The organism is Enterococcus sp. LJL51, from assembly GCF_054871795.1.
On record NZ_JBTXLW010000019.1, the window covers coordinates 43,943 to 65,314 of the forward strand.

The 21,372-nt window shown below is 40.2% G+C and carries 14 protein-coding genes; 2 read left to right on the forward strand and 12 right to left on the reverse strand.

Annotated elements, in window-relative coordinates; translation table 11 throughout:
• Window positions 1-260: 260 nt before the first annotated feature.
• Window positions 261-2,075: an excinuclease ABC subunit UvrC gene (uvrC, locus tag ACYSNQ_RS15220; protein WP_426084436.1), complete on the reverse strand. Its 1,815-nt coding sequence runs from the start codon at window positions 2,073-2,075 to the stop codon at window positions 261-263.
• Between the two features lie 78 nt (window positions 2,076-2,153).
• Window positions 2,154-3,074, reverse strand: coding sequence for a DMT family transporter (locus tag ACYSNQ_RS15225; RefSeq protein ID WP_426084437.1), 921 nt, complete (start codon window positions 3,072-3,074; stop codon window positions 2,154-2,156).
• A gap of 275 nt (window positions 3,075-3,349) precedes the next feature.
• Here ACYSNQ_RS15225 and pdxR point away from each other — a divergent pair, with 275 nt between their 5' ends.
• The gene (gene pdxR, locus ACYSNQ_RS15230; RefSeq protein ID WP_426084438.1) at window positions 3,350-4,753 is read left to right on the forward strand and encodes a MocR-like pyridoxine biosynthesis transcription factor PdxR; all 1,404 of its coding nucleotides are present in this window, start codon (window positions 3,350-3,352) and stop codon (window positions 4,751-4,753) included.
• Window positions 4,754-4,823: 70 nt separating this feature from the next.
• On the opposite strand, the gene trxA is transcribed toward pdxR, so the two are convergent.
• The 4 genes from trxA to zapA all read right to left on the reverse strand — a co-directional run bounded on the left by trxA (window position 4,824) and on the right by zapA (window position 8,788).
• Window positions 4,824-5,135 carry a thioredoxin gene (gene trxA, locus ACYSNQ_RS15235; RefSeq protein ID WP_426084439.1) on the reverse strand — a complete coding sequence of 104 codons (312 nt, stop codon included), beginning with the start codon at window positions 5,133-5,135 and terminating at the stop codon, window positions 4,824-4,826.
• 153 nt (window positions 5,136-5,288) lie between these two features.
• Window positions 5,289-7,655 (reverse strand): endonuclease MutS2, encoded by a 2,367-nt coding sequence (locus ACYSNQ_RS15240; RefSeq protein WP_426084440.1) that lies wholly within the window; start codon window positions 7,653-7,655, stop codon window positions 5,289-5,291.
• A gap of 113 nt (window positions 7,656-7,768) precedes the next feature.
• A complete protein-coding gene (locus ACYSNQ_RS15245) occupies window positions 7,769-8,317 on the reverse strand; it encodes a CvpA family protein (RefSeq protein ID WP_426084441.1) in 549 nt (182 codons plus the stop codon).
• An 18-nt stretch (window positions 8,318-8,335) separates the two neighbouring features.
• The gene (gene zapA, locus ACYSNQ_RS15250; RefSeq protein WP_426084442.1) at window positions 8,336-8,788 is read right to left on the reverse strand and encodes a cell division protein ZapA; all 453 of its coding nucleotides are present in this window, start codon (window positions 8,786-8,788) and stop codon (window positions 8,336-8,338) included.
• A gap of 221 nt (window positions 8,789-9,009) precedes the next feature.
• Here zapA and ACYSNQ_RS15255 point away from each other — a divergent pair, with 221 nt between their 5' ends.
• Entirely contained in the window at window positions 9,010-10,008 is a 999-nt protein-coding gene (locus ACYSNQ_RS15255) for an NAD(P)-dependent oxidoreductase (RefSeq protein ID WP_426084443.1), read from the forward strand.
• Between the two features lie 146 nt (window positions 10,009-10,154).
• Here the strand turns inward: ACYSNQ_RS15255 and ACYSNQ_RS15260 are convergent, their stop codons facing one another.
• The 6 genes from ACYSNQ_RS15260 to ACYSNQ_RS15285 form a co-directional block, all read right to left on the reverse strand.
• A complete protein-coding gene (locus ACYSNQ_RS15260; RefSeq protein ID WP_426084444.1) occupies window positions 10,155-10,544 on the reverse strand; it encodes a DUF1307 domain-containing protein in 390 nt (129 codons plus the stop codon).
• 331 nt (window positions 10,545-10,875) lie between these two features.
• Complete coding sequence (locus tag ACYSNQ_RS15265; protein ID WP_426084445.1) at window positions 10,876-15,258, reverse strand: PolC-type DNA polymerase III; 4,383 nt, start codon at window positions 15,256-15,258, stop codon at window positions 10,876-10,878.
• A 500-nt stretch (window positions 15,259-15,758) separates the two neighbouring features.
• Entirely contained in the window at window positions 15,759-16,712 is a 954-nt protein-coding gene (locus ACYSNQ_RS15270; RefSeq protein WP_426084446.1) for an alpha/beta hydrolase, read from the reverse strand.
• A gap of 248 nt (window positions 16,713-16,960) precedes the next feature.
• Window positions 16,961-18,673, reverse strand: coding sequence for a proline--tRNA ligase (locus tag ACYSNQ_RS15275; protein ID WP_426084447.1), 1,713 nt, complete (start codon window positions 18,671-18,673; stop codon window positions 16,961-16,963).
• Between the two features lie 251 nt (window positions 18,674-18,924).
• A complete protein-coding gene (gene rseP / locus ACYSNQ_RS15280; RefSeq protein WP_426084448.1) occupies window positions 18,925-20,181 on the reverse strand; it encodes an RIP metalloprotease RseP in 1,257 nt (418 codons plus the stop codon).
• Entirely contained in the window at window positions 20,178-21,344 is a 1,167-nt protein-coding gene (locus tag ACYSNQ_RS15285) for a 1-deoxy-D-xylulose-5-phosphate reductoisomerase (RefSeq protein WP_426084449.1), read from the reverse strand. The genes rseP and ACYSNQ_RS15285 overlap by 4 nt, the downstream gene beginning before the upstream one ends.
• Between the last annotated feature and the right edge of the window lie 28 nt (window positions 21,345-21,372).

Here is a 21,372-nt window from a genome sequence, read left to right on the forward strand (position 1 = left end):
TTTGATATTTTTATTGCATAGCCTTATCTTAAGCTTAAAAATCAACTTTCAAGGAGAAAAAAGAATGAAGGGGCTGTGACATTAGTATGCCTCAGTCCCTTAAACCTGGATAAACGGTGTTTCAGAAGTAACTTCTTCGACAATAAGGCGGAAATTCGCAAAAATTTGTAAAACAATTTTCGGAATTTCCGCCTTATTGCTTGAAGCTGAACACTTCTGTCACAACCTCTTCATTCAGCTGATTTATTAAAAATTCTCTTTTATTCGGGCATCTCTGTCTCTTGCTGTTCATTTTCTTCAAGAGATTCGTGCAAATGATTATACACGTTCTGCGCCACATTCTTAGGTAGCCCTGACTCCCTAAGCTCCTCTACTGAAGCCGCAGTAATATTTTTCAATGATTTAAATTGCCGCAGCAGTTCTTTCTTCCGCTTAGGTCCTAATCCTTCAATATCATCCAGCTTGGAAGCAAAACTGTTTTTGCTGCGCAGCTGTCTATGGAAGGTAATCGCAAAACGATGGACCTCATCCTGAATTCTTTGAAGCAGAAAAAATTCCTGAGAATTACGTTCCAGAGGTATCACTGATAAATCAGCACCAAATAGCAGTTCACTGGTTTTATGCTTATCATTTTTGGCTAGCCCTGCAATAGGGATATCCAGCCCCAACTGGTTTGCCAATACGTCCTTTGCAACATCTACTTGACCTTTCCCGCCATCGATCACAATTAAATCAGGAAACGGCAAGCCATCCTTTAAAACCCGTGAATAACGTCGGTAAATGACCTCTCGCATAGATGCATAATCATCCGGTCCCTTAACCGTTTTTATTTTATATTTTCGATATTCTTTTTTAGCTGGTTTCCCATCTATAAAGACCACCATTGCCGATACAGGATCGGTTCCCATAATATTGGAATTATCAAAAGCTTCAATTCTAATAGGAGTGGGAATATTCATTGCGTTTCCTAAACGTTCCACAGCACCAATCGTCCGTTCCTGCTTGCGGACAATCAAATCGAATTTTTCTTGTAAGGCGACTGTTGCATTTTTCCCTGCCAGTTTGACCAGCTTTTTCTTTTCACCTCGCTGAGGCTGCATAACTCTGGTGGATAGCAAAGCTTCCACACTTTCTTTATCGATATCATCGGGGATTAGCACTTCTTTAGGAATGAAATGTTCATTTTCTTGATAAAACTGCCCGATAAATGTTAAAAAATCCTCTGTTGGTTCATCATAAAACGGAAAAATACTTACGTCACGTTCGATTAATTTCCCTTGACGAACAAAGAAGACCTGTACACACATCCAGCCTTTATCTACTGCATAGCCGAAGACATCTCTATCAACTAAATCAGCATTCGTCATTTTTTGTCTGGTCATGACTGTTTCAATTGATTTAATTTGATCCCGATATTCCGCTGCTTTTTCAAACTCCATCTCGCCAGCTGCAAGTACCATTTTCTCTTCCAACTGTTTCTGTATTTCCGGATAGCCGCCATTTAAAAAACGACGAATTTCACTAACCATTTCGCTATACTTCTTTTTAGGAACATCGAAGACACATGGGGCTAAACATTGCCCCATATGATAATAGAGACAAACTTCTTTGGGCAAGACCTTGCATTTTCTTAGCGGAAACAAACGGTCCAACAGACGCTTGGTATCATTTGCGGCCCGAACATCCGGATAAGGTCCAAAATAAAGAGCTTTATCTTTCAATACCTTTCTGGTAATCAACAATCTTGGATACGGCTCACTAGTAATCTTTATAAAAGGATAGCTCTTGTCATCCTTCAACATGATATTATATTTGGGATCATTTTTGTGAATAAGATTAATTTCCAGCAGCAATGCTTCAATATTTGATTCTGTTACAATATATTCAAAGTCTTCAATTTCACTCACAAGACGTTCTGTTTTCGTATCATGGCTCCCTGTAAAGTAGGAACGAACCCGATTTTTGAGAATTTTTGCTTTCCCTACATAAATAATTGTCCCGTTTTTATCCTTCATCAGATAACAGCCGGGCTGATCAGGAAGTAATGCTAGCTTATTTTTTATCCGTTCATTCATTGCTTTCTCCCTCTCTTTATTTCCTGTAACATTATAACATGAAGAGCAGGAATGTGCGATAAAACAGGAACTGGCGTTCTAATCATTTTTCAGAAGCTGCTGCTCCTTATTATTTACTATCTCTTTCTTTGCTGTATATTGTGCTTTAACTAAATAGACTCCGATAATGATAATAACAATCCCTACTAGCTCACTAAAGGACAATTTTTCAGAAAAGATAAAAAGCGAATAGATTGAAGCAATTGCAGGCTGAGCCAGGCATATAATCGAAGACAGATTAACATTAACCTTCCCCTGACAATAGGCCAGCAAATTATGGCCAAAGACTTGTAAAAGGACAGCTAAGCCAATAAGCGGCCAAAAATCAGCCCATATTTCCGGATGCTGAATCCCTTCTGTAGCTCCCCCTATAAAAAACAAACTTGCCACAGAACCAAAGCCGCTGATAAACATAATAACACTGCTGGAGAAACGGTCTCTAAGATGATAGCAAATCAATAGAAATCCCGCATAGAAAAAAGACGCAGCCAAGGCCAACCCATCACCAAAATAATTCTCAAAGGACGGATTTATTTTTCCACCTAATAAAGCAACAACCCCCACTATAGTAATAATAGCTCCAACAATGAAAAAACGAGGCATCCGTTCTTTGAAAAAAAGATAAGACAACGGAATAACTGTAAAGGGCGTTAAGTTGGTTAATAAATTAGCATTTGCAACAGTTGTATAGGAAAAAGAGACATTCCATAAAGCGATATCGCCAGCTAAAAACACACCTGCTGCCAAAAGCAGGCCACTATCCTTTAGTGTCAGTTTTTTGAGCTGCGGATAAGCCAACGGAAAAAGCAGCGGTAATGAAAAGAGCACGCGATAAGCACCTGTATTAATCGGTCCGAGCTGGCTAAATTTAACAAAAATTCCTCCAGTCGCTAATAGACTAACAGCTAAAAGCTCCAATAAAATGTCCTTTGTTTGATTTTCTCTGATTTTTTCTTTCATCATTATCCCCCGTTTGCTCGACTATAATCTATATTTTTACTGACAGCCAAGTTTATTAAATTTTCTCTATGGTATACTATTGATGGCCCTATAAAAAGTGCCACTGGTATACATTTTTACCAGTCCACCTAGAAACAGCCCTTATTAATCAACACAATTTTCAGTAAGATTATTAATTTCATATGAAAATTCTATAAAAAATACTGTTCTTAATGTTTCTCTTGAAACAAGATTGACTGGTTAGGAATGGTTTAGTTTTAAGAAAAGGAGGATTTATGTTAGTAATAGATCGAACAAAAAAAGCGCCCTTATATCAGCAGCTTCATGAACAATTGAGGGATGAAATTTTAAGTGGTATCCGAAAAGAAGGAGAGTTATTAAGCGGCAGCCGTATTTTAGCACAGACACTAACTATCAGCCGGCATACTGTAGATACAGCCTATAGTCAATTAGCTGCTGAAGGATATATCTATTCAAAACGAGGCATTGGCTTTATTGTTGCACCAGTCCCTAGGCTGACTAACGTTGCAGGACTCGTTCAACCGGCATTTGAAAAACAGTCCCTTGAGAAAAATGAAAATATTCTCTACGACTTAACCAATAGCAGCCATACCAGTAATCTCTTTCCGAAAAAGCTTTGGCAGAAATATACAGAGAGCTCTTTGGAGCTATTGTATAAAGAGGAAAAAATATCTTCATTACTTGATAAACAAGGAGAATTGTTTCTTCGTGAAACTCTTCTTCATTATCTTGAAAGAATGAGAGGGGTTCGCTGTTCTGCCGATCAGATTATTCTAACAAGCGGTACACAACAATCCTTGGACTATCTATGTAAGCTGCTGCCAAATCAAACACAGATTCTGATGGAAGAACCATGTTATAATAAAGCTGTATCTGTATTTAAAAATAATAGCCGCACTGTTCAGACTGTTCCAGTCGATGATCATGGCATTTGTGTAGATCGACTCCCCACAGTTCCAACTGGCAGTCTCTTATATACAACACCTTCTCATCAGTTTCCAACTGGCGTGACCTTACCGGTTGGCCGACGCTATGAGCTGCTGAATTGGGCATCTCATAACCACAGCTATATTATTGAAGATGATTATGACAGTGAATTACGTTATTATGCCAAACCAATTCCTGCACTCCAGTCAATTGCTAGAAATGACCAAGTCATCTATTTGGGAACATTCTCGAAAGTCCTCTCTCCTTCTCTAAGAATGAGTTATGTGATTTTGCCCTTATCCTTAATGAACAGTTATCAAAACAAATTCTCAGACTACAATTGTTCTGTCCCCCTGCTGAATCAATACATTGTTGCTCAATTAATCAAAGACGGAAAGTATGATCAGCATGTGCGTAGATTGAATCAGATTTTCAAAAAGAGACTAGAGCTTTTTACCCATGCCTTTCAGGACGTTGCTCATAAAATAAAGATTTCGAAAAACGGCAGCGGCCAATATTTTCTAATTACTTTTTCTGCAGCAGTTTCTCAAGAAGAACTGATAAAAGCTGCTGCAGAGCAACAGGTAAAAGTCTACTCTACGATGAATTTCTGGCAGGAAAAAACCGATTGCCCTCCAAACACTTTATTTTTAGGCTTTAGTAAAATAGAATTAACAGATATCCCGGATTGCGCAAAGCGTCTTAAAGCAGCTTGGAGGCAATGGCTCTGATTGCGTTATTATTGCTGAAGAAAAAAACATGGAAGCTATCCGCAGCGGATAGCTTCCATGTTTGCGTTGCTTATATATGTTTGCTGACAATATCATTCAATTGCTCTTTAGAATGAACGCCAACCAGACGTTCCACTACTTCGCCGTCTTTTTTCAGAAGTAATGTCGGAATACTCATAATTCCGAATGAACCTGGAGTTGCGGGATTTTCATCCACATCCATTTTTACAATTTTTAGTTCATCCTCTTCATATTCGCCTGATAACTGATCTAGAATAGGTGCCTGCATGCGACAAGGACCGCACCATGCTGCCCAAAAGTCAATCAGCACTAAGCCTTCGTCTGTTTCTGCTGCAAATGTTTTATCAGTAACTGCTTCCATCTTTCATTCCTCCTATATTCAAGTACAAGGTTATTATAGCACTTCAGGTATAGATACTCTATTTTTTTGCTTACCAATAGTAAGAGAGTAATTGACACCTGTAAAATAATGCCTATTTATTCTTCAATTAACTATCACTAACGCATAACTGGCTTATTTAAATTTAACCACTGTTGCGCCGTTCCCACCTTGATTACCTGGTGCAAATTCATAGCTGCTCACGCTGCGGTGATTTTTTAGATACTCAGTAATCCCCGTTCTTAGAGCACCCGTTCCTTTTCCATGGACAATGGTCACTTGGGGATAGCCTGCTAGAATTGCAGCGTCCAAATACTGGTCTACTTCAGCCAGTGCCTCCTCGTACCGTTTTCCTCGAAGGTCAAGCTGATTTGAGACATGGCTGGATTCAGCTGAACGAATAGCTGTAATACGCTGTGTTGGTTCTTTTTCTTTGCCGGCCAAAGTCATATCATCCTCGTCAACCGTCATTTTCAAAATCCCCAGCTGAACCTGCCAGCTATTCTCACCGGCTTTTTTCAGTAGTGTTCCCCGTTGTCCGTAGGTAGTAACCATTACTTCGTCACCGGCTTTCAGCTTTTTGCTCTCTTTCGCTTTTTTCAGAACCTTATTTTTTTGCAAATGAGTTTCATCCTGATGAAGGTTAGATAGCTGTGTTTTCGCATCAATCAACTGATGCTCCTTCACACCGCCTTGTTTCCCGCTGCTCAGCTGCATTTTACGAATATCCGAGATAATGCCTTCTGCACTTTCCTGTGCTTCTGTGACAAGCTCATTCGCTTTTTTGCGGGCCTTTTCCATTTCTTTGTCACGCTCATCAAGAAAATAGTTATAAGCATCCTTCAGCTCTTTGTGCAGAACCTGTGCTTCGTCTACATAATGGCGAACTTCAAGATATTCTGTTTCTGCCATCTTTCTACGGTTTTCAAGATCAGCAATCATTTCATTCAAATCCTGACTTTCTCCATCCATAATTTGCTTCGCTTCATTAATAATCCCTTCCTCAAGACCTAGACGACGGGAAATTTCAAACGCGTTGCTTCGCCCAGGAACACCAATCAGCAGACGATATGTTGGGCTAAGAGTATCTACATCAAACTCCATACTGGCGTTAATTGTTTTCGCCCGGTTATATCCATACACCTTCAGTTCCGGGTAATGAGTCGTTGCTACGACATAAGCACTTTTGCTGCCTAGCGCATCCAAAATTGAAATAGCCAGCGCCGCTCCTTCCTGAGGATCAGTACCAGCGCCTAGCTCATCAAACAGAACCAGACTATGCTCGTTCACCTTGCCCAAGACATCGACAATATTTGTCATATGTGAAGAAAAGGTACTTAAGCTTTGTTCAATCGATTGTTCATCGCCAATATCTGCAAATACTTCATGGAAAATGCCGATAACGCTTTCCTCTCCTGCTGGGATTGGCAGCCCTGATTGTCCCATCAGCTGAAGCAGTCCTAACGTTTTTAAGGTGATTGTTTTACCACCAGTATTTGGACCAGTGATAACAATCGCCTGATAGTCATCTCCTAAAATAATATCATTGGCTACAGCAGTCTCCTGATCCAATAGAGGATGCCGTGCTTGTTTTAGGTATACGTGTTTCTCCAGACTAACGGTTGGAACTACCGCCTTCAGCTCTTTGCCAAGCCGTGCTTTGCTGTTGATAAAATCAAACTTACCAATGACATACGCATTGTGAATGATTTCCTGTTGATAAGGAACCAGCTCCGCTGAGAGTTCTGAAAGAATCCGTTCTATTTCGTTCCGTTCGGCAATTTGATGCTGACGAAGGCGATTGTTCAACTCAACAATTTGTTTTGGTTCAATAAACAGTGTCTGTCCAGAGGAGCTTTGATCATGAACTACTCCGCCAAATACGCCCCGATATTCATGCTTAACAGGAATTACATAGCGTTCATTTCTCATAGTAACAATTGCATCACTTAAATATTTGGCATTTTTTCCTCGAACAATTCCGTCTAGCTGCTCTCGAATTGTCTGTTCACTTCTTCTGATATTATTTCGAATCGTTTTTAACTCAGCAGATGCTTCATCATTAACATGACCATCTTCTGCTATGGCTGTTTTTAGTCTTCTGCTTAGCTCTGGAATCGTTACTAGCTGGTCTAACCAGTCATACAACCGCAGCAGATCAATTTCGCTATCTTTTAAATCATCAAAAAAGCGGATAACTTCTCCTGTAGTGGAAAGAACCCTGCTAATCTGAGCCAGCTCCAGTCCGTTTAAATTTGCCCCGATTTGGATACGTTTCATATGTGGACGGATATTTTCCAGCTTCGGCACAGGAATACCGCCGCGCAGACGCTGCAGCTTAAAACCGTCTTCTGTTTCCGCCAGCCAGGACTGAATAATATCGCTGTCAACACTAGGCAAAAGACTGCTGACTTCCTCACTCCCCTGTGCCGTTACAGTATATTCCATCAGTAACTGCTTTACTTTATCAAAATTTAGCGTCGCTAAAATCTTCTCATTCATTTTTTCACCTTCTATTTTCTAGTCTTAACCATAAAAAAGATACAAAAAAAGCTGAAACAAAAAGCCTGCATCGGACATTGTCTCAACTTCTCTTACAAACCTCTAACCTAACATTAGTTAATCATTTGTTCTACCCAAAGATTATAAACCTGTTTAGAAAAAATTGGCGTGTCTTTCAGCATAAATCGAACAAGTCCGCTGCTTTCAAACTGATTTTGAATAAAATCAACAGGAATCATTGACAGCGTGCTCAAAATCAAAAATAGACCTATATATAACACTACCATACTTAAAATCCCGCCTGCAACCCAGTCAGCCTGCTTCAAAACCGGTAAAAAAGTTAAGCCATGCGCAAAAATTGCGATAAATCGAACAATCAGCCAGCCAATAAATAAAATCATCAGAAAGGCTGTTGCGGCATAAAATGCCTGATCCAAATCAAGAACGATTTCCTGCTTAAAGAATACCAGTTTTGTTTCTTCTGTCGCTGAAGGATAAGGGATATATAGTTCAAGGTGTGAAGCCAATGATTTATAATTGCTCTTTGCTACAAGATAAGCAATAAAATAGCCCACACTATATAAAATCTGTAAAACAAATCCTCTTTTAGCACCGGTATAAAAACCGATTGCTAAAATAAAAAGTATCAGTAATGTTAACATCCTGTCACCCTCTCAAGCTTAGTTTTCCTGGGTATCCTGAGTACCTTTGTTTTGAATCTGCTGCTTCCGGTTTTCGTTCAAAATCTGCTGTGCCTCCATATGGTTATGGATTTCAACATCTTCTTTACCGTTCTTCTTCAGCACACCCTTCGCTTCCGCTTCAATGGCTTCGATTCGCTTAATCCTATTTTCAAGCTCTGCTACCCGAATTGTTCTGCGTTTCAGCTCTTCTACTTCCTGCTTCAGCTTCAGTACTTCTTCCTGTTTCTTCAGCTGATCGGAAACCGCATTAACAGCCAACAAAACAGAAGCTTGCTCATTATTGGTCTGAGGAGATATATGTTTAATTTCAGCCAATTGCTCATTAACGATTCTCGTTACTAAATCCATATGCTTTTTCGTTTCCTGTCCAATAATTGTATACGTATGATTTGCTATCACGGCTTTATATCGTGTCTTGTCATGTGCCATGCTTTTCCCTCCTGTAAATAACCCGTAAGCCCCATTATATCACGAAAAATATCTTTTATGGTATTTTTTGTGTGAGCAATCCTTTATTATTATATGCTACTTATTGAAAAAATTAAAGGTTTTAAAAGATTATTCTCATCTGTTTTAGAGATAACTTAAAACAATATACTGGGAATTAACTTAAAAATTCCGTAAAATGAAAATTAGAAAGGAAGATTATCATGAAAATTTTCATCTTCGGTATTGGTGCCAAAGAAAAACCAGTTGCTGAAAAATGGGCGGCTGAGCATAAGATTTCCATCGAAACAAGCAGTAGTGAGCTCAATTCTGAAACGGTCGAATTAGCTAACGGAGCAGACGCTATTTCATTCCAGCAAATGAGTGCTGTGCATGAAGAAGCGATGTATCAAAAAATGGCGGAATACGGCATCCAGCTGCTCTCCACACGTTCCGCCGGTATTGATGGACTTTCCAAGAAATATCTAGAAAAATATAACATTAAAGCAGTAAATGTTCCAGTATATAGCCCTCGTGCGATTGCCGAACACGCATTGACATTGTCGATGATGCTGCTTCGCCGCATTCCTCGTCTGCTGCAGCGGGAACAAAACCAAAACTTTGTGTTAGATGGCTTAATCGGTCGGGAAATTCATGATTTAACAGTGGGAATCATCGGCACTGGTCATATTGGCTTAACCACTGCTCAGCTATTCAAAGCGCTAGGTGCTAATGTTGTGGCTTTTGATAAGTATCCCAAAAATGGTTTAGAGGATTTACTTACTTATGAGGATTCATTGGAAGCAGTTGCTAGCCAGGCAGATATTCTTAGCCTTCACGCCCCATATGTAGCTGAAAACCATCATTTGATTAATAAAGACATTCTTTCGCTGATGAAACCGACTGCTCTCTTAATCAATACAGCTAGAGGTCCGTTAGTCGACACCCATGCACTTCTGACTGCGCTAACAGAAAAAGAAATTGCCGGCGCCGGGCTGGACACTCTGGAAAATGAGCAGTTGTATATTAATAAAACAAAGGAAGAACAAATCGAAAGACATCCTTATATTGAACAGCTGTTAACATTGGATAATGTGCTTGTCACGCCCCATATTGCTTTCTACACTCTGGAAGCTTCGCAAATCCTTATGGAAAGCTCATTAGGTAGTCTTTACGATATGCACCAGACGGGTACCAGTGAAAATCTGGTTCAACTTAATTAGAAATGCATCATCTAATTAGACCCACGCTGATTGTTGAAGACAACAGTTTACATCCGTAAAAAGCTTATAGCTCTTTTACTAGTAAAAAAGTAACAGGCAAGATATTCTTTCGAATACCTCGCCTGTTACTTTTAATGTATCTGTAATTATTCTTTTTCGAATCCTATTTCAGTCAACGCTTCTTCGCCTTCTTTGAAGCTGGCTCCTACGCCAACACTCTCATCAGGGGCATCAAAAGTGATGATTGTTTCTTTTTCAGTGTATTTCATTTCAGCATCGCCTAAACCGCTAGATTCTTCAAAAGATTTAGCTACTTCTTTTGCCATATCTTCATCAGTAATTTGCAGTACTTCATTGTCCATAACGGCTTTTCCAGATACTTTCGTAACTTTATCGCCCTCATGTTCAACGATGATTGATACTTTTGTACCGGTCATTGGCGACTGACTGAACGTATCCGTTTCAGTTTTAGCACCACAACCAACTAAAACAACTAATAAAAACACCCCAAATAGAACTCTTAACGTCTTTTTCATTTCTTTCCTCCTAAAATTTAATACTCCTCTATTGTACTTGTCTTTAAATGAAAAGAAAAGAAGAATTTTAGCTAATAAGCATTTTAATTAGTCGCCTACCTTGTAGTTTAACATTTAGAGTTTGATGAAATCGAAGCTATCCAAAGCTTTGCTTCACTTCAAGCCACCAAGCATAGAGCCTTTGAAACGGCTTTAGGGAGCTGGAAGCATCCACTAATGTTCCAACCCCCTAAATCTTCTAGCTTCTTCAATCACTTATTCAATCAATGTTTGCCTTTGCCTGGCACTCAGCCTACGTCATTTTCAACACTGTTTTTCAAGCTCATCAATTCTACAGCATATCAAACAATGACAGCTGATTTTCGTCCGGCAGGTCTTTTAAAACGCCGTTTTCAGTCATATATTCTATCAGCGTTTTGGATACCTTGCCTCGGTTGGCCAAATCTTCTTTTGACAGGAACTCCTGATCCTTCCTTGCCTCAACAATTGCCCGGGCCACGTTTAGTCCCAAACTCGGCACTGCACGGAAAGGCGCAATCAATGTATCGCCGTCAATCACAAAATTTTCCGCATCAGATTTATACAAATCAATCATGCTAAACTTGTAGCCTCGTTCAATCATCTCATTCGCAAGCTCGAGAACAGTCAGCAGGTTTTTTTCCTTGGTAGATGCTTCCAAGCCCTTATCCTGAATCTCTTTCATACGAGCTTTCACCCCTTCTTTTCCTTGAGACATTGCCACAAGATCAAAGTCATCTGCCCGAACTGAAAAGTATGCACAATAGTACAGTATTGGGAAATACACTTTAAAGTAAGCAACCCTCAGTGCCATAAGTACATAAGCGGCCGCATGGGCCTTAGGAAACATGTACTTGATTTTCGAACAGGAATCAATATACCACTCTGGTACTTTATTTTCTTTCATTGCCTTTAAATATGTGTCTCGAAGATCATCCGGAATCTTGTTCCACAATCCTTTACGCACCGTTTCCATAATCTTGAAGGCCATACCATCATCAAGTCCGGCATGGATTAGATAAACCATGATATCATCCCGACAGCCAATCACTTCTGCCAGATTTGCTTCTCCTCTTCGAATCAGCTCCTCAGCATTTCCCAGCCATACATCTGTTCCATGAGAAAGGCCGGAAATCTGCAGCAGCTCTGCAAATGTTGAAGGATGGGTTTCTTCCAACATACCACGTACAAAACGAGTACCAAATTCTGGGATGCCCAATGTTCCCGTTTTAGAAAAAATCTGTTCCGGTGTCACGCCTAATACTTCTGTTCCTTCAAAAATCCGCATAACCTCCGGATCATCTGTAGGAATTGTTTTAGGATCAATACCAGATAAATCCTGAAGCATTCTAATAACAGTAGGATCATCGTGCCCCAGTATATCCAGCTTCAATACGTTATCGTGAATGGAGTGGAAATCAAAGTGCGTTGTTTTCCATTCAGCATCCTGATCATCTGCCGGATATTGAATAGGCGTAAAATCATACACATCCATATAGTCGGGGATAACAATAATCCCCCCTGGATGCTGACCAGTTGTCCGCTTCACACCTGTCGAACCTTTCGCCAGACGATCAATCTCCGCACTGCGAAAATGGAGATTATGGTCCCGTTCATATCCTTTTACATAACCATACGCGGTTTTATCGGCAACCGTACCAATCGTTCCTGCACGATACACATATTCTTCACCGAAGAGAACCTTAGTATAGCCATGGGCTTCCGCCTGATAATCACCAGAAAAGTTCAAATCGATATCGGGAACTTTATCTCCGTGGAAACCTAAAAAGGTTTCAAATGGAATATCATGACCATCTTTAAATAAACGAGCGCCGCACTCAGGACACTTTTTCTCAGGCATATCAAATCCTGAACCGTAAGAACCGTCTTCAAAGAACTCAGAATATTGGCAGTTTGGACAGTGATAGTGAGGCGCCAACGGATTTACCTCGGTAATTCCAGTCATCGTTGCTACAAAGCTAGAGCCAACGGATCCCCGTGAACCAACCAGATAACCATCTTCCATACTCTTATGCACCAGCTTTTGAGAAATCAGATAGATAACGGAGAAGCCGTTACCAATGATACTATCCAGTTCCTTCTTCAAGCGTTTCTCAACAATATCCGGCAATGGGTCACCGTAAAGCTCTTTGGCACGATTATAGCTGAGATTTCGGATTTCATCCTCAGATCCCGGAATTTTCGGCGTGTATAAATCGTCCTTAACCGGTGTGATTTCTTCACACATATCAGCGATTGCATTGGTATTTTCTACTACAATCTTCTGAGCAACATCTGCACCTAAAAACTGGAAGGCTGTCAGCATTTCATCGGTAGTTCTGAAGTGAACAGCCGGTAAGCTATGACGATTGAGCGGATTCGCTCCTCCCATTGATCCAATAAGGATTTTCCGATAAACGCTGTCTTCTTCATTTAGATAGTGAACATTGCCCGTTGCGACTACCGGCTTATCAAGCTCATTACCGATTTTAACCAGATTGCCGATGATTTCCTCCAAATCTTTTTCATTTTTTACCAGCTCCTGCTCTAGTAGCGGCGCATAAACTGCTTTGGGCATGACCTCAATATAATCATAAAATTTTGCTTTGTTTTTTGCCTCTTCTACCCCTTTTTGCATCATCGCTTCAAAAATTTCACCATTTGAACAGGCCGAACCGATAATCAGACCTTCCCGCAGCTTATTCAACTGAGAACGGGGAATTCTAGGTATCCGGAAAAAATAGTTGACATTAGACATTGAAATTAGCTTGAATAGATTCTTTAGTCCAGCTTGAGTCGTTGCCAGAATCGTTGCATGGAACGGCCGGGCACGCTTATATGAATCCCCTTCGCCAATATGTCTATTTAAATCATCGTGATAAAACATATCATGATTTTCTTTAGCGTCCTTTAAGAAAATCCAACATAGGTGACCTGTCGACTCAGAGTCATAAATCGCCCGGTGATGCTGTTCAAGATTGACGCCGAATTTTTTAGACAAGGTGTTCAACCGGTGACTTTTAAATGTCGGATGCAAAAATCTGGATAGTTCCAGCGTATCAATCACTGGATTTTCAGCTTCCGGTATGTCGTATTTTCCATAACTGGTATTCAAGAATCCCATATCGAATGATGCATTATGGGCAACCAGAATCGTTCCCTCTGAAAATTCTCTGAACATTGTCAGTACTTCTTTTTCAGACTTGGAGCCGCGAACCATTTCATCCGTAATCCCCGTTAAATTTATGGTTGTTTGAGACAGAGGATGTCCAGGGTCAATAAACTGCTCAAAGGTTTCAATGATATTCCCTTTATGCATTTTTACGGCCGCCAGCTCAATAATTGTATCGTAAACCGCTGAAAGTCCAGTCGTTTCCACGTCAAAAACAACATAAGTTGCGTCATGCAGCTCAATATGCGCTTCGTTGTAGGCGATTGGCACACCGTCATCTACTACATTGGCCTCTAAGCCGTAAAGAATTTTCACGCCGGCTTTTTTACCAGCCGCATGGGCATCAGGAAATGACTGGGCACCGCCATGATCTGTTATTGCAATCGCTTTGTGTCCCCATTTTCCAGCCTGAGCCACCAAATCGCCAATTTTATTTGTCGCGTCCATAGTACTCATGTTGCTGTGAAGATGAAGTTCTACCCGTTTTTCTCCTTCAGGAGCATAATCTTTTCTCACTTCATGGGCAACTTCCATCAAATCCTGAGCATTCATCACTAAATCCCGCATGAAAGTATCTTCCTGAATACTTCCTCTCACACGAATCCAGCTGTTATTTTGAATTGCTTCGAAAACCTGTTCATCTTTTTCACCGTTTGAAAATTTCTTTACAATAAAAGACGAGGTATAATCAGTAATTTTTAGAATAAGAATTTTACGTTTAGAACGCAGCTCTCTAATTTCTTTATCAAAAATGTATCCTTCGATGGTCACTCTACGTTCTTCTTCGAGAATATTTCCCATCGGCATAATCGGTTCGTCAGCAGGGATGTTACGCCCCAATCTGACTGGTCCATCCAATGCTCCTGCACCGCTTTCCTGCTTTTCTTTTTTCCGTTGTTCATGCTTTACAAGAGACTCAGCTGCCTGCTGCTGAAAAGCTTCAGCCTGTTCTTGCTTACGTTCTTCGAAAAGCTTCAAGACGCGCTCTGCTTGCTCCTGATCCATCTTCGGTTCAATGTGAAATTTTTTAAAGCCATACTGGCTGTATAGCTGCTCGATGATAGGCAGATACTGCTGCTTTAGATAGGGAATGACTGCTTCGTTGTCAACAGGCAAAATGATTTTCTGATCTTGAATAACAGGTGTCTGTTTTTTTACTACTCGTTGAACTAAGGGGGAATCACATTGATTATTCAATAACGCCAGCTGCCAGTAATCAACAAGCTGCTGCTCTGTAAAAGCTCCGCCGTTGCCGCTGGAAATCGTCACAGATGTATCTGCAATCGACTGAAATGCAAGCTCCATATGCTGAATAAACGACTGGTACAACATAACCGGCATAATTTCAGGTAGCTCAAGGTGAAACTCCCACAAGCGGCTTTTTTGATGAACCATTACTTTTTTTATACGTCCCTCTTTTAAAACGGGATGCTCTCTTTCAGAATGATCCAACTGAATCTGATCCAGCAGCTTTAAAAATAGTTCTCTTTCCTGTTCCAAAATTCGAACCTCCTCTATTTCCATTGACCCTCTTTACATTCAAAAATACACGTTGCATTTAAAGGCTGATTTACACAATTATACAAAGTAAAAGTGATTTTCCAAGAAAATCATTTTAGGGATAAAATGTTGAATATATAAGCTTTTACCCCGCTTTTCTCAGCCATCTTCCAGTCCCAAATCAGAGAACCGAACATTGTTAAGTATACTATTTAATTCTATGAAATACAATCAGACCTTCCTTCATGTTTTATTGCTTTACGCATGTATTTTTACCTCTTGTACCATTAAAAAAACTACAAATTCAGGCAGTACACGTAAAGAAGCCAAGGACTTTTTTATCCTTAGCTTCTTTACACAGTTCATCTCGTAATTCATTTCGATAATACTTAAACAGTGATTATCTAACTCCGGTATGAATTTCTACCACAACTCCTTTACTTAAAAAGGAAGACTCAGAAAAATATTGCCGATTCATATTTCTGTTTGCATGAGGAATTCCATATTGTATGAAAATATTTAGCCTAAGCTTCCATATTCTTTTTGTTAATCCAATCAACAGATACATCCATTGCAGCTCTGGCTGCATTACTTTGATCCATTGAATTCACCATCACAAAATCATGAATCATTCCTTGGAAACGCAGTTGTGTTACCTCCACACCTGCATCTCGTAAATGCCGGGCATATTCTTCTCCTTCATCTCTTAAAACATCTGCTTCTCCGTTTAAAATCATCGCAGCGGGAAGTCCCTGGAGCTCTTCTTTTGTTGCTTGTAGCGGCGAGATTGTTTTAATTGTAGAATCCTGACCTTCTGGTAAATAATTATCCCAAAACCATTTCATTCCGTCTTTTGCTAAAAAATAGTCAGTGGCAAACTGATGATAAGATTTGGTATCAAAACTGTGATTCGTCACGGGATAGTAGAGAAGCTGCTGCTTGATGTTCGGGCCTTTCCTGTCCTTTGCCAGAATAGCTACAACTGTCGCCATATTTCCGCCAACACTATCACCGGCTATTGTTAAACGGCTTGTATCATAATGTTCTTCTGCATTTTCAGTTATTTTTTCAAGAACTGCATAGCATTGTTCAATAGCAGTAGGATATTTTGCTTCCGGCGCTCGATCGTATTCTGGTACAAAAACGACCGAATTTGTTCTTATTGCTAATTCACGAACTAATTTGTCGTGGGTATGCGCACTGCCAAGCACCCAACCTGCACCATGGATGTAGAGGATTACAGGTAATTTTTCTGATGCTGCTTTAGGTTTTACAGTTCGGACATTAATCGTTCCATTCGTACCCAAATCCCAGAGCTGGTCTTCAATTTCCGCATCAAACTTATTAATGGGAGAATCCTGAACCTTTTCCAATAAGGCACGTGCTTCTTCCACCGGCAATTGATAAATAAATGGTTCCTTTGCATTCGCTTCACTGAAATCTAATGCTGACTGTTCCAAAGAAATTCTTTCCACCATTCTAATCACACCTCTCCAATTTTTTGTACTTTTTCATGATAGTCTTGCTGCTATTCTTTTACAAACAACTTGCTTTTTTCTACTTTAAAACAACTTACAGAGAAAAAATCCCTACAAAATTTGAAACGGTCCCAACGAATTGCAGTTGCATTAACTGATAGTAAGCTATCTAAAAAAAGCAGCTATCTTTCCACCAGCTTATAAAAAAACTTGTCCCGAAAAAGTTTCCAGGACAAGCTATTCTTCACTTAATTGTTTTCTGAATTTAGTAAAATAGACAAGGTGTTTTCCAGTTCCTCTTTACGGACTTCAAGCATTTCACCTGTCTTTTTAATTTTTACTTCAACAACGCCATCTACAGCTTTCTTACCTACAGTAATCCGAATTGGGCAGCCAATTAAATCTGCATCAGCAAACTTAACACCGGCACGCTCGTTACGGTCGTCTACCAACACTTCGTAGCCGGCAGCATTCATTAGTTCCTCTACTTCTTGAGCTAGACGGATTTGATAATCATCTTTAATATTCATCTGTACAACATGCAAATCAAAAGGCGCTGTTCCTTTCGGCCAGTTAATACCATTTTCATCCGCATTCTGTTCAACAATCGCTGAAAGCAGACGGCTAACTCCAATTCCGTAGCAGCCCATAATCACAGGAATCTCTCTGCCGTTTTCATCCAGAACGTTCGCACCCATCGCTTCACTATAGCGTGTTCCCAGCTTAAAGATATGACCGATTTCAATGCCTTTAGTAAAGGCTAAAACGCCATTACCATCAGGTGAAGGATCTCCTTCTTGGACAAAACGCAGGTCTTCATAGCTTAGCGGCTGAATATCTCTTTCAAGATTAACATTTTTCAAGTGGTAGCCTGTTTCGTTGGCCCCAGCAACAGCATTTGCCAAATCCTGAACATGAAAATCTGCATATAACTTCACTTCTTCAGCTAAACCAACTGGTCCAATCGAACCAAAGTCAGCACCAATATATTTTTTCACATCTTCTTCCGTTGCTTCTTCAAGAAAATCAGCATTAAGGAAGTTTTTTAGTTTAACATCATTAACTTCGTGATCTCCTCGAACCAGAACCATTACAGGCGCCTCATCAGCGATAAACAAAACAGATTTAATAATCTTTTGTGGTTCGATTTCAAAAAATTCAGCAACCTCCTGAATCGTGCCTACATTTGGGGTAGCCACTTTTTCAAGGTCTACTTGACTTTCATGAGATTTTTTAGGTGTATAAAGGCTTGTTGCCATTTCCAGATTTGCTGCGTAATCTCCTTCAGTGGAGTAGCAAATTGTATCCTCACCAATATCTGAAATTGCCATAAATTCTTTTGAATCCTTACCACCCATTGCACCACCATCGCCGATAATCGCACGAAATTCTAAACCACAGCGCTCAAAAATGGCTGAATAAGCTTTTTCATAATCCTTATATGCTTCGTCCAAACTTTCATCGTTAGCATGGAATGAATAGCCATCCTTCATGATGAATTCTCTACCACGCAGCAATCCAAACCTAGGACGTTTTTCATCACGGTATTTTGTTTGAATTTGGTAAAGGTTTAACGGTAATTTTTTGTAAGAATTTACTTCATCTCTTATTAACTCAGTGAAGGTTTCTTCATGGGTAGGACCTAACAAATAGTCCCGCTCATTTCGATCCTTTAAGCGATAAAGATTCGGTCCATATGTTTCATACCGCCCTGATTCTTTCCAAAGCTCTGCTGGCAGCAGGCTAGGCATTAGCATTTCCACTGCACCGATTTTGTCGAATTCTTCTCTCATGATTTTTTTCAGCTTTGCCAATACACGGTTAGCTAAAGGCAAATAAGAGTAGATTCCCGCAGAAACCTGACGGATATAGCCGGCTCTCAGCAATATCTGATGACTCAATACTTCTGCATCATTTGGCACCTCGCGCAGGGTTGGTATTAACATTTTTGACTGTTTCATTAAAATTTCTCCTTTGTAAGAAAAGCTGAATAATATACTTTTTGAGTAGACAGGAAGCATACAAAACCGCTGTTCGCGCGTTTCCCTTCACAATCCTGCTCAGTTCCCCCAGTAAGCTATTCAACTAAACACTAATTTTATGCTTTCTATGATTAAAAGAGTTCAGGTATTCTTTAAGAGCCCTGACACTTGCTTTGTCCCAACATCATTGGACAGGCAACAGAAAAGGTTGGTAAGCAATCAGCAGTAAATTAGAAAAAGAAACGCTGAATATCATTCCAGGTGACAAGAATCATTAAAAGCATAACAAGACCCACACCGACTAAAGTGATAATCATTTCCTTTTCCTGACTCAGCGGCTTACCACGAACGCCTTCTAAAACATTCAATACCAGCTTACCGCCGTCCAACGCAGGAATAGGCAGTAAGTTAACGATTCCTAAGTTTACAGACAACATTGCCATCAGCCAGATAACTGTTTCGATGCCGGCTTTTGATGCTTCTGAAGACATTTGGAACATCATTACTGGTCCACCAAGTTTATTTAAGTTAAAGCTAGTAAAAAGGGAACCCAGTGTTTTAAATATCATTGTAGAATTATTGATTGTTTCAGTGACCCCGCCCAACAGCTTATCTGTCAAACTGTCCTTTCTGGGGACACTCACACCAATTTTACCAACGTTTGCATCCTTTTCAGGAGTAACCGTCAGTTCCTTTGTTTCATTTCCGCTTTTCACTTCAAAGGCTAATGGCTTCTCAGGATTTTCCTGAATCAGTGTAATCATTCCTTGCCAGTCGTCCACCTTTTTCCCGTCAATTGACAAAATCTGGTCGTCTTTTTTAAGACCGGCTTTTTCAGCTACACTATTCGGCTGTACGTCACCAATTCGATTCGTGTTCGTTACAGTGACACCACCGCTCATAAATACAGAAACCGTAAATAAAATTACCGCCAGTATGAAGTTATTCATCGGTCCGGCAAAGTTTGTCAGCATCCGCTGACTCAATTTAGCTGACTGAAATTGGACATCAACTGGTGCAATCCGTACCTCTACACCATTTGGTTCAATAATATTCGCGTCGTGGTCAACCGTATATGTTACTTCTTCTGACTCATCGCCATTTTCATATCCTTTGATATACAGCTCTTTTTCAAGATCATATTCCAGCAGCTCAATAGGAATACTATTGGGAAGCTGAACTTTTTTACTGGTATTAATCTTAATGACCTTATTCTCCTCATTGACCATTAGGGAGAGCATCATACCTGGTTTTAGCTCTACTTCGTCTTCTTCAGCTCCTGCCATTCGTACATAACCGCCTACCGGTAGAATCCGCAGTGTATATGCAGTACCGTCTTTCCCCTGATGAGAAAAAATCTTAGGGCCCATACCAATCGCAAATTCACGAACCAAAATGCCCGCTCTTTTGGCAAAAAAGAAATGGCCGAACTCGTGCACAAGCACAAGAATTCCGAAGACAATGATAAATGTAATAATTGTTTTCATAAATTTCCTTCTTCCTTTATCCATCGTTTCACGAGTATCCGTGTTTCTTTATCAATAGCAATTACATCATCCAATGTAAGCGACGGCACTTCCTGATGTTCAGATACCGCTTTAGTAATCAGCTCTTCAATCTGAAGATAAGAAATCTCTCCATTGATAAAAGCTGCTACCGCTATTTCATTCGCTGCATTGAAAACCGTTGGGTACGCCCCGCCTTTTTCACCCGCTCTAAAAGCTAAAGCCAGCATCGGAAAACGTACCAAATCCATGGAAGCAAAATTCAGCTGTCCTAATTCAGATAAATCAAATGGCTTTTCATTTTTTATCGGCATACGTTCCGGATAAGTCAATGCATACTGAATGGGTTCTCTCATATCGCTTGGACCCAGCTGTGCCAAATATGCACCATCCTTAAAGCCCACCATTGAATGAACAATACTTTCCTTATGTAAAACAACTTTTATTTTATCATAGTTTATATTAAATAACCAATGGGCTTCAATCACTTCAAGGCCTTTATTGACCATTGTTGAAGAGTCTATTGTTATTTTTTCCCCCATTGACCAATTCGGGTGCTTTAATGCCTGTTCAAGTGTTACATCCTTAAGCTCCTCCCGGCTCAAATCTCGAAAGCTGCCGCCAGAAGCTGTGATTACAATTTCTTTCAAATTAGTCTTTCCATGTGCTCCTTCTAAACATTGAAAAATGGCTGAATGTTCGCTATCAACGGGTAAAATCGATACTTGATGCTTCTCAGCAGCGGCCATTACCCACTGACCTGCCATCACCAATGTTTCCTTGTTCGCTAAAGCAATGTCTTTTCCTGCTTCGATAGCAGCTAGTGTAGGCCGCAGACCCACACTTCCGGTAACAGCCGTAAGCACAACATCAATTTCAGCAAGCGTTGCTGCGCGAACCATTCCCGCTTCACCTACGCCGAACTCAATTTTGGGATAAGATATTTCCAGCTCCTTTTTTAGCTCTTCTGTGCCGACACCGACATAGACAGGCTGAAGCTGTTCAATCAGCTCTCTGCCCTTAATGATATTTGAATGAAATGTCAATGAAACAATTTGAAACCGGTCTGGATAGGCTGTCACAACGTCAACCGTACTGGAACCGATTGAGCCTGTAGCACCAAGTAATGCAATTTTTTTAATCATAAAGAAAAACTCTGAAGGATCAGAGTTT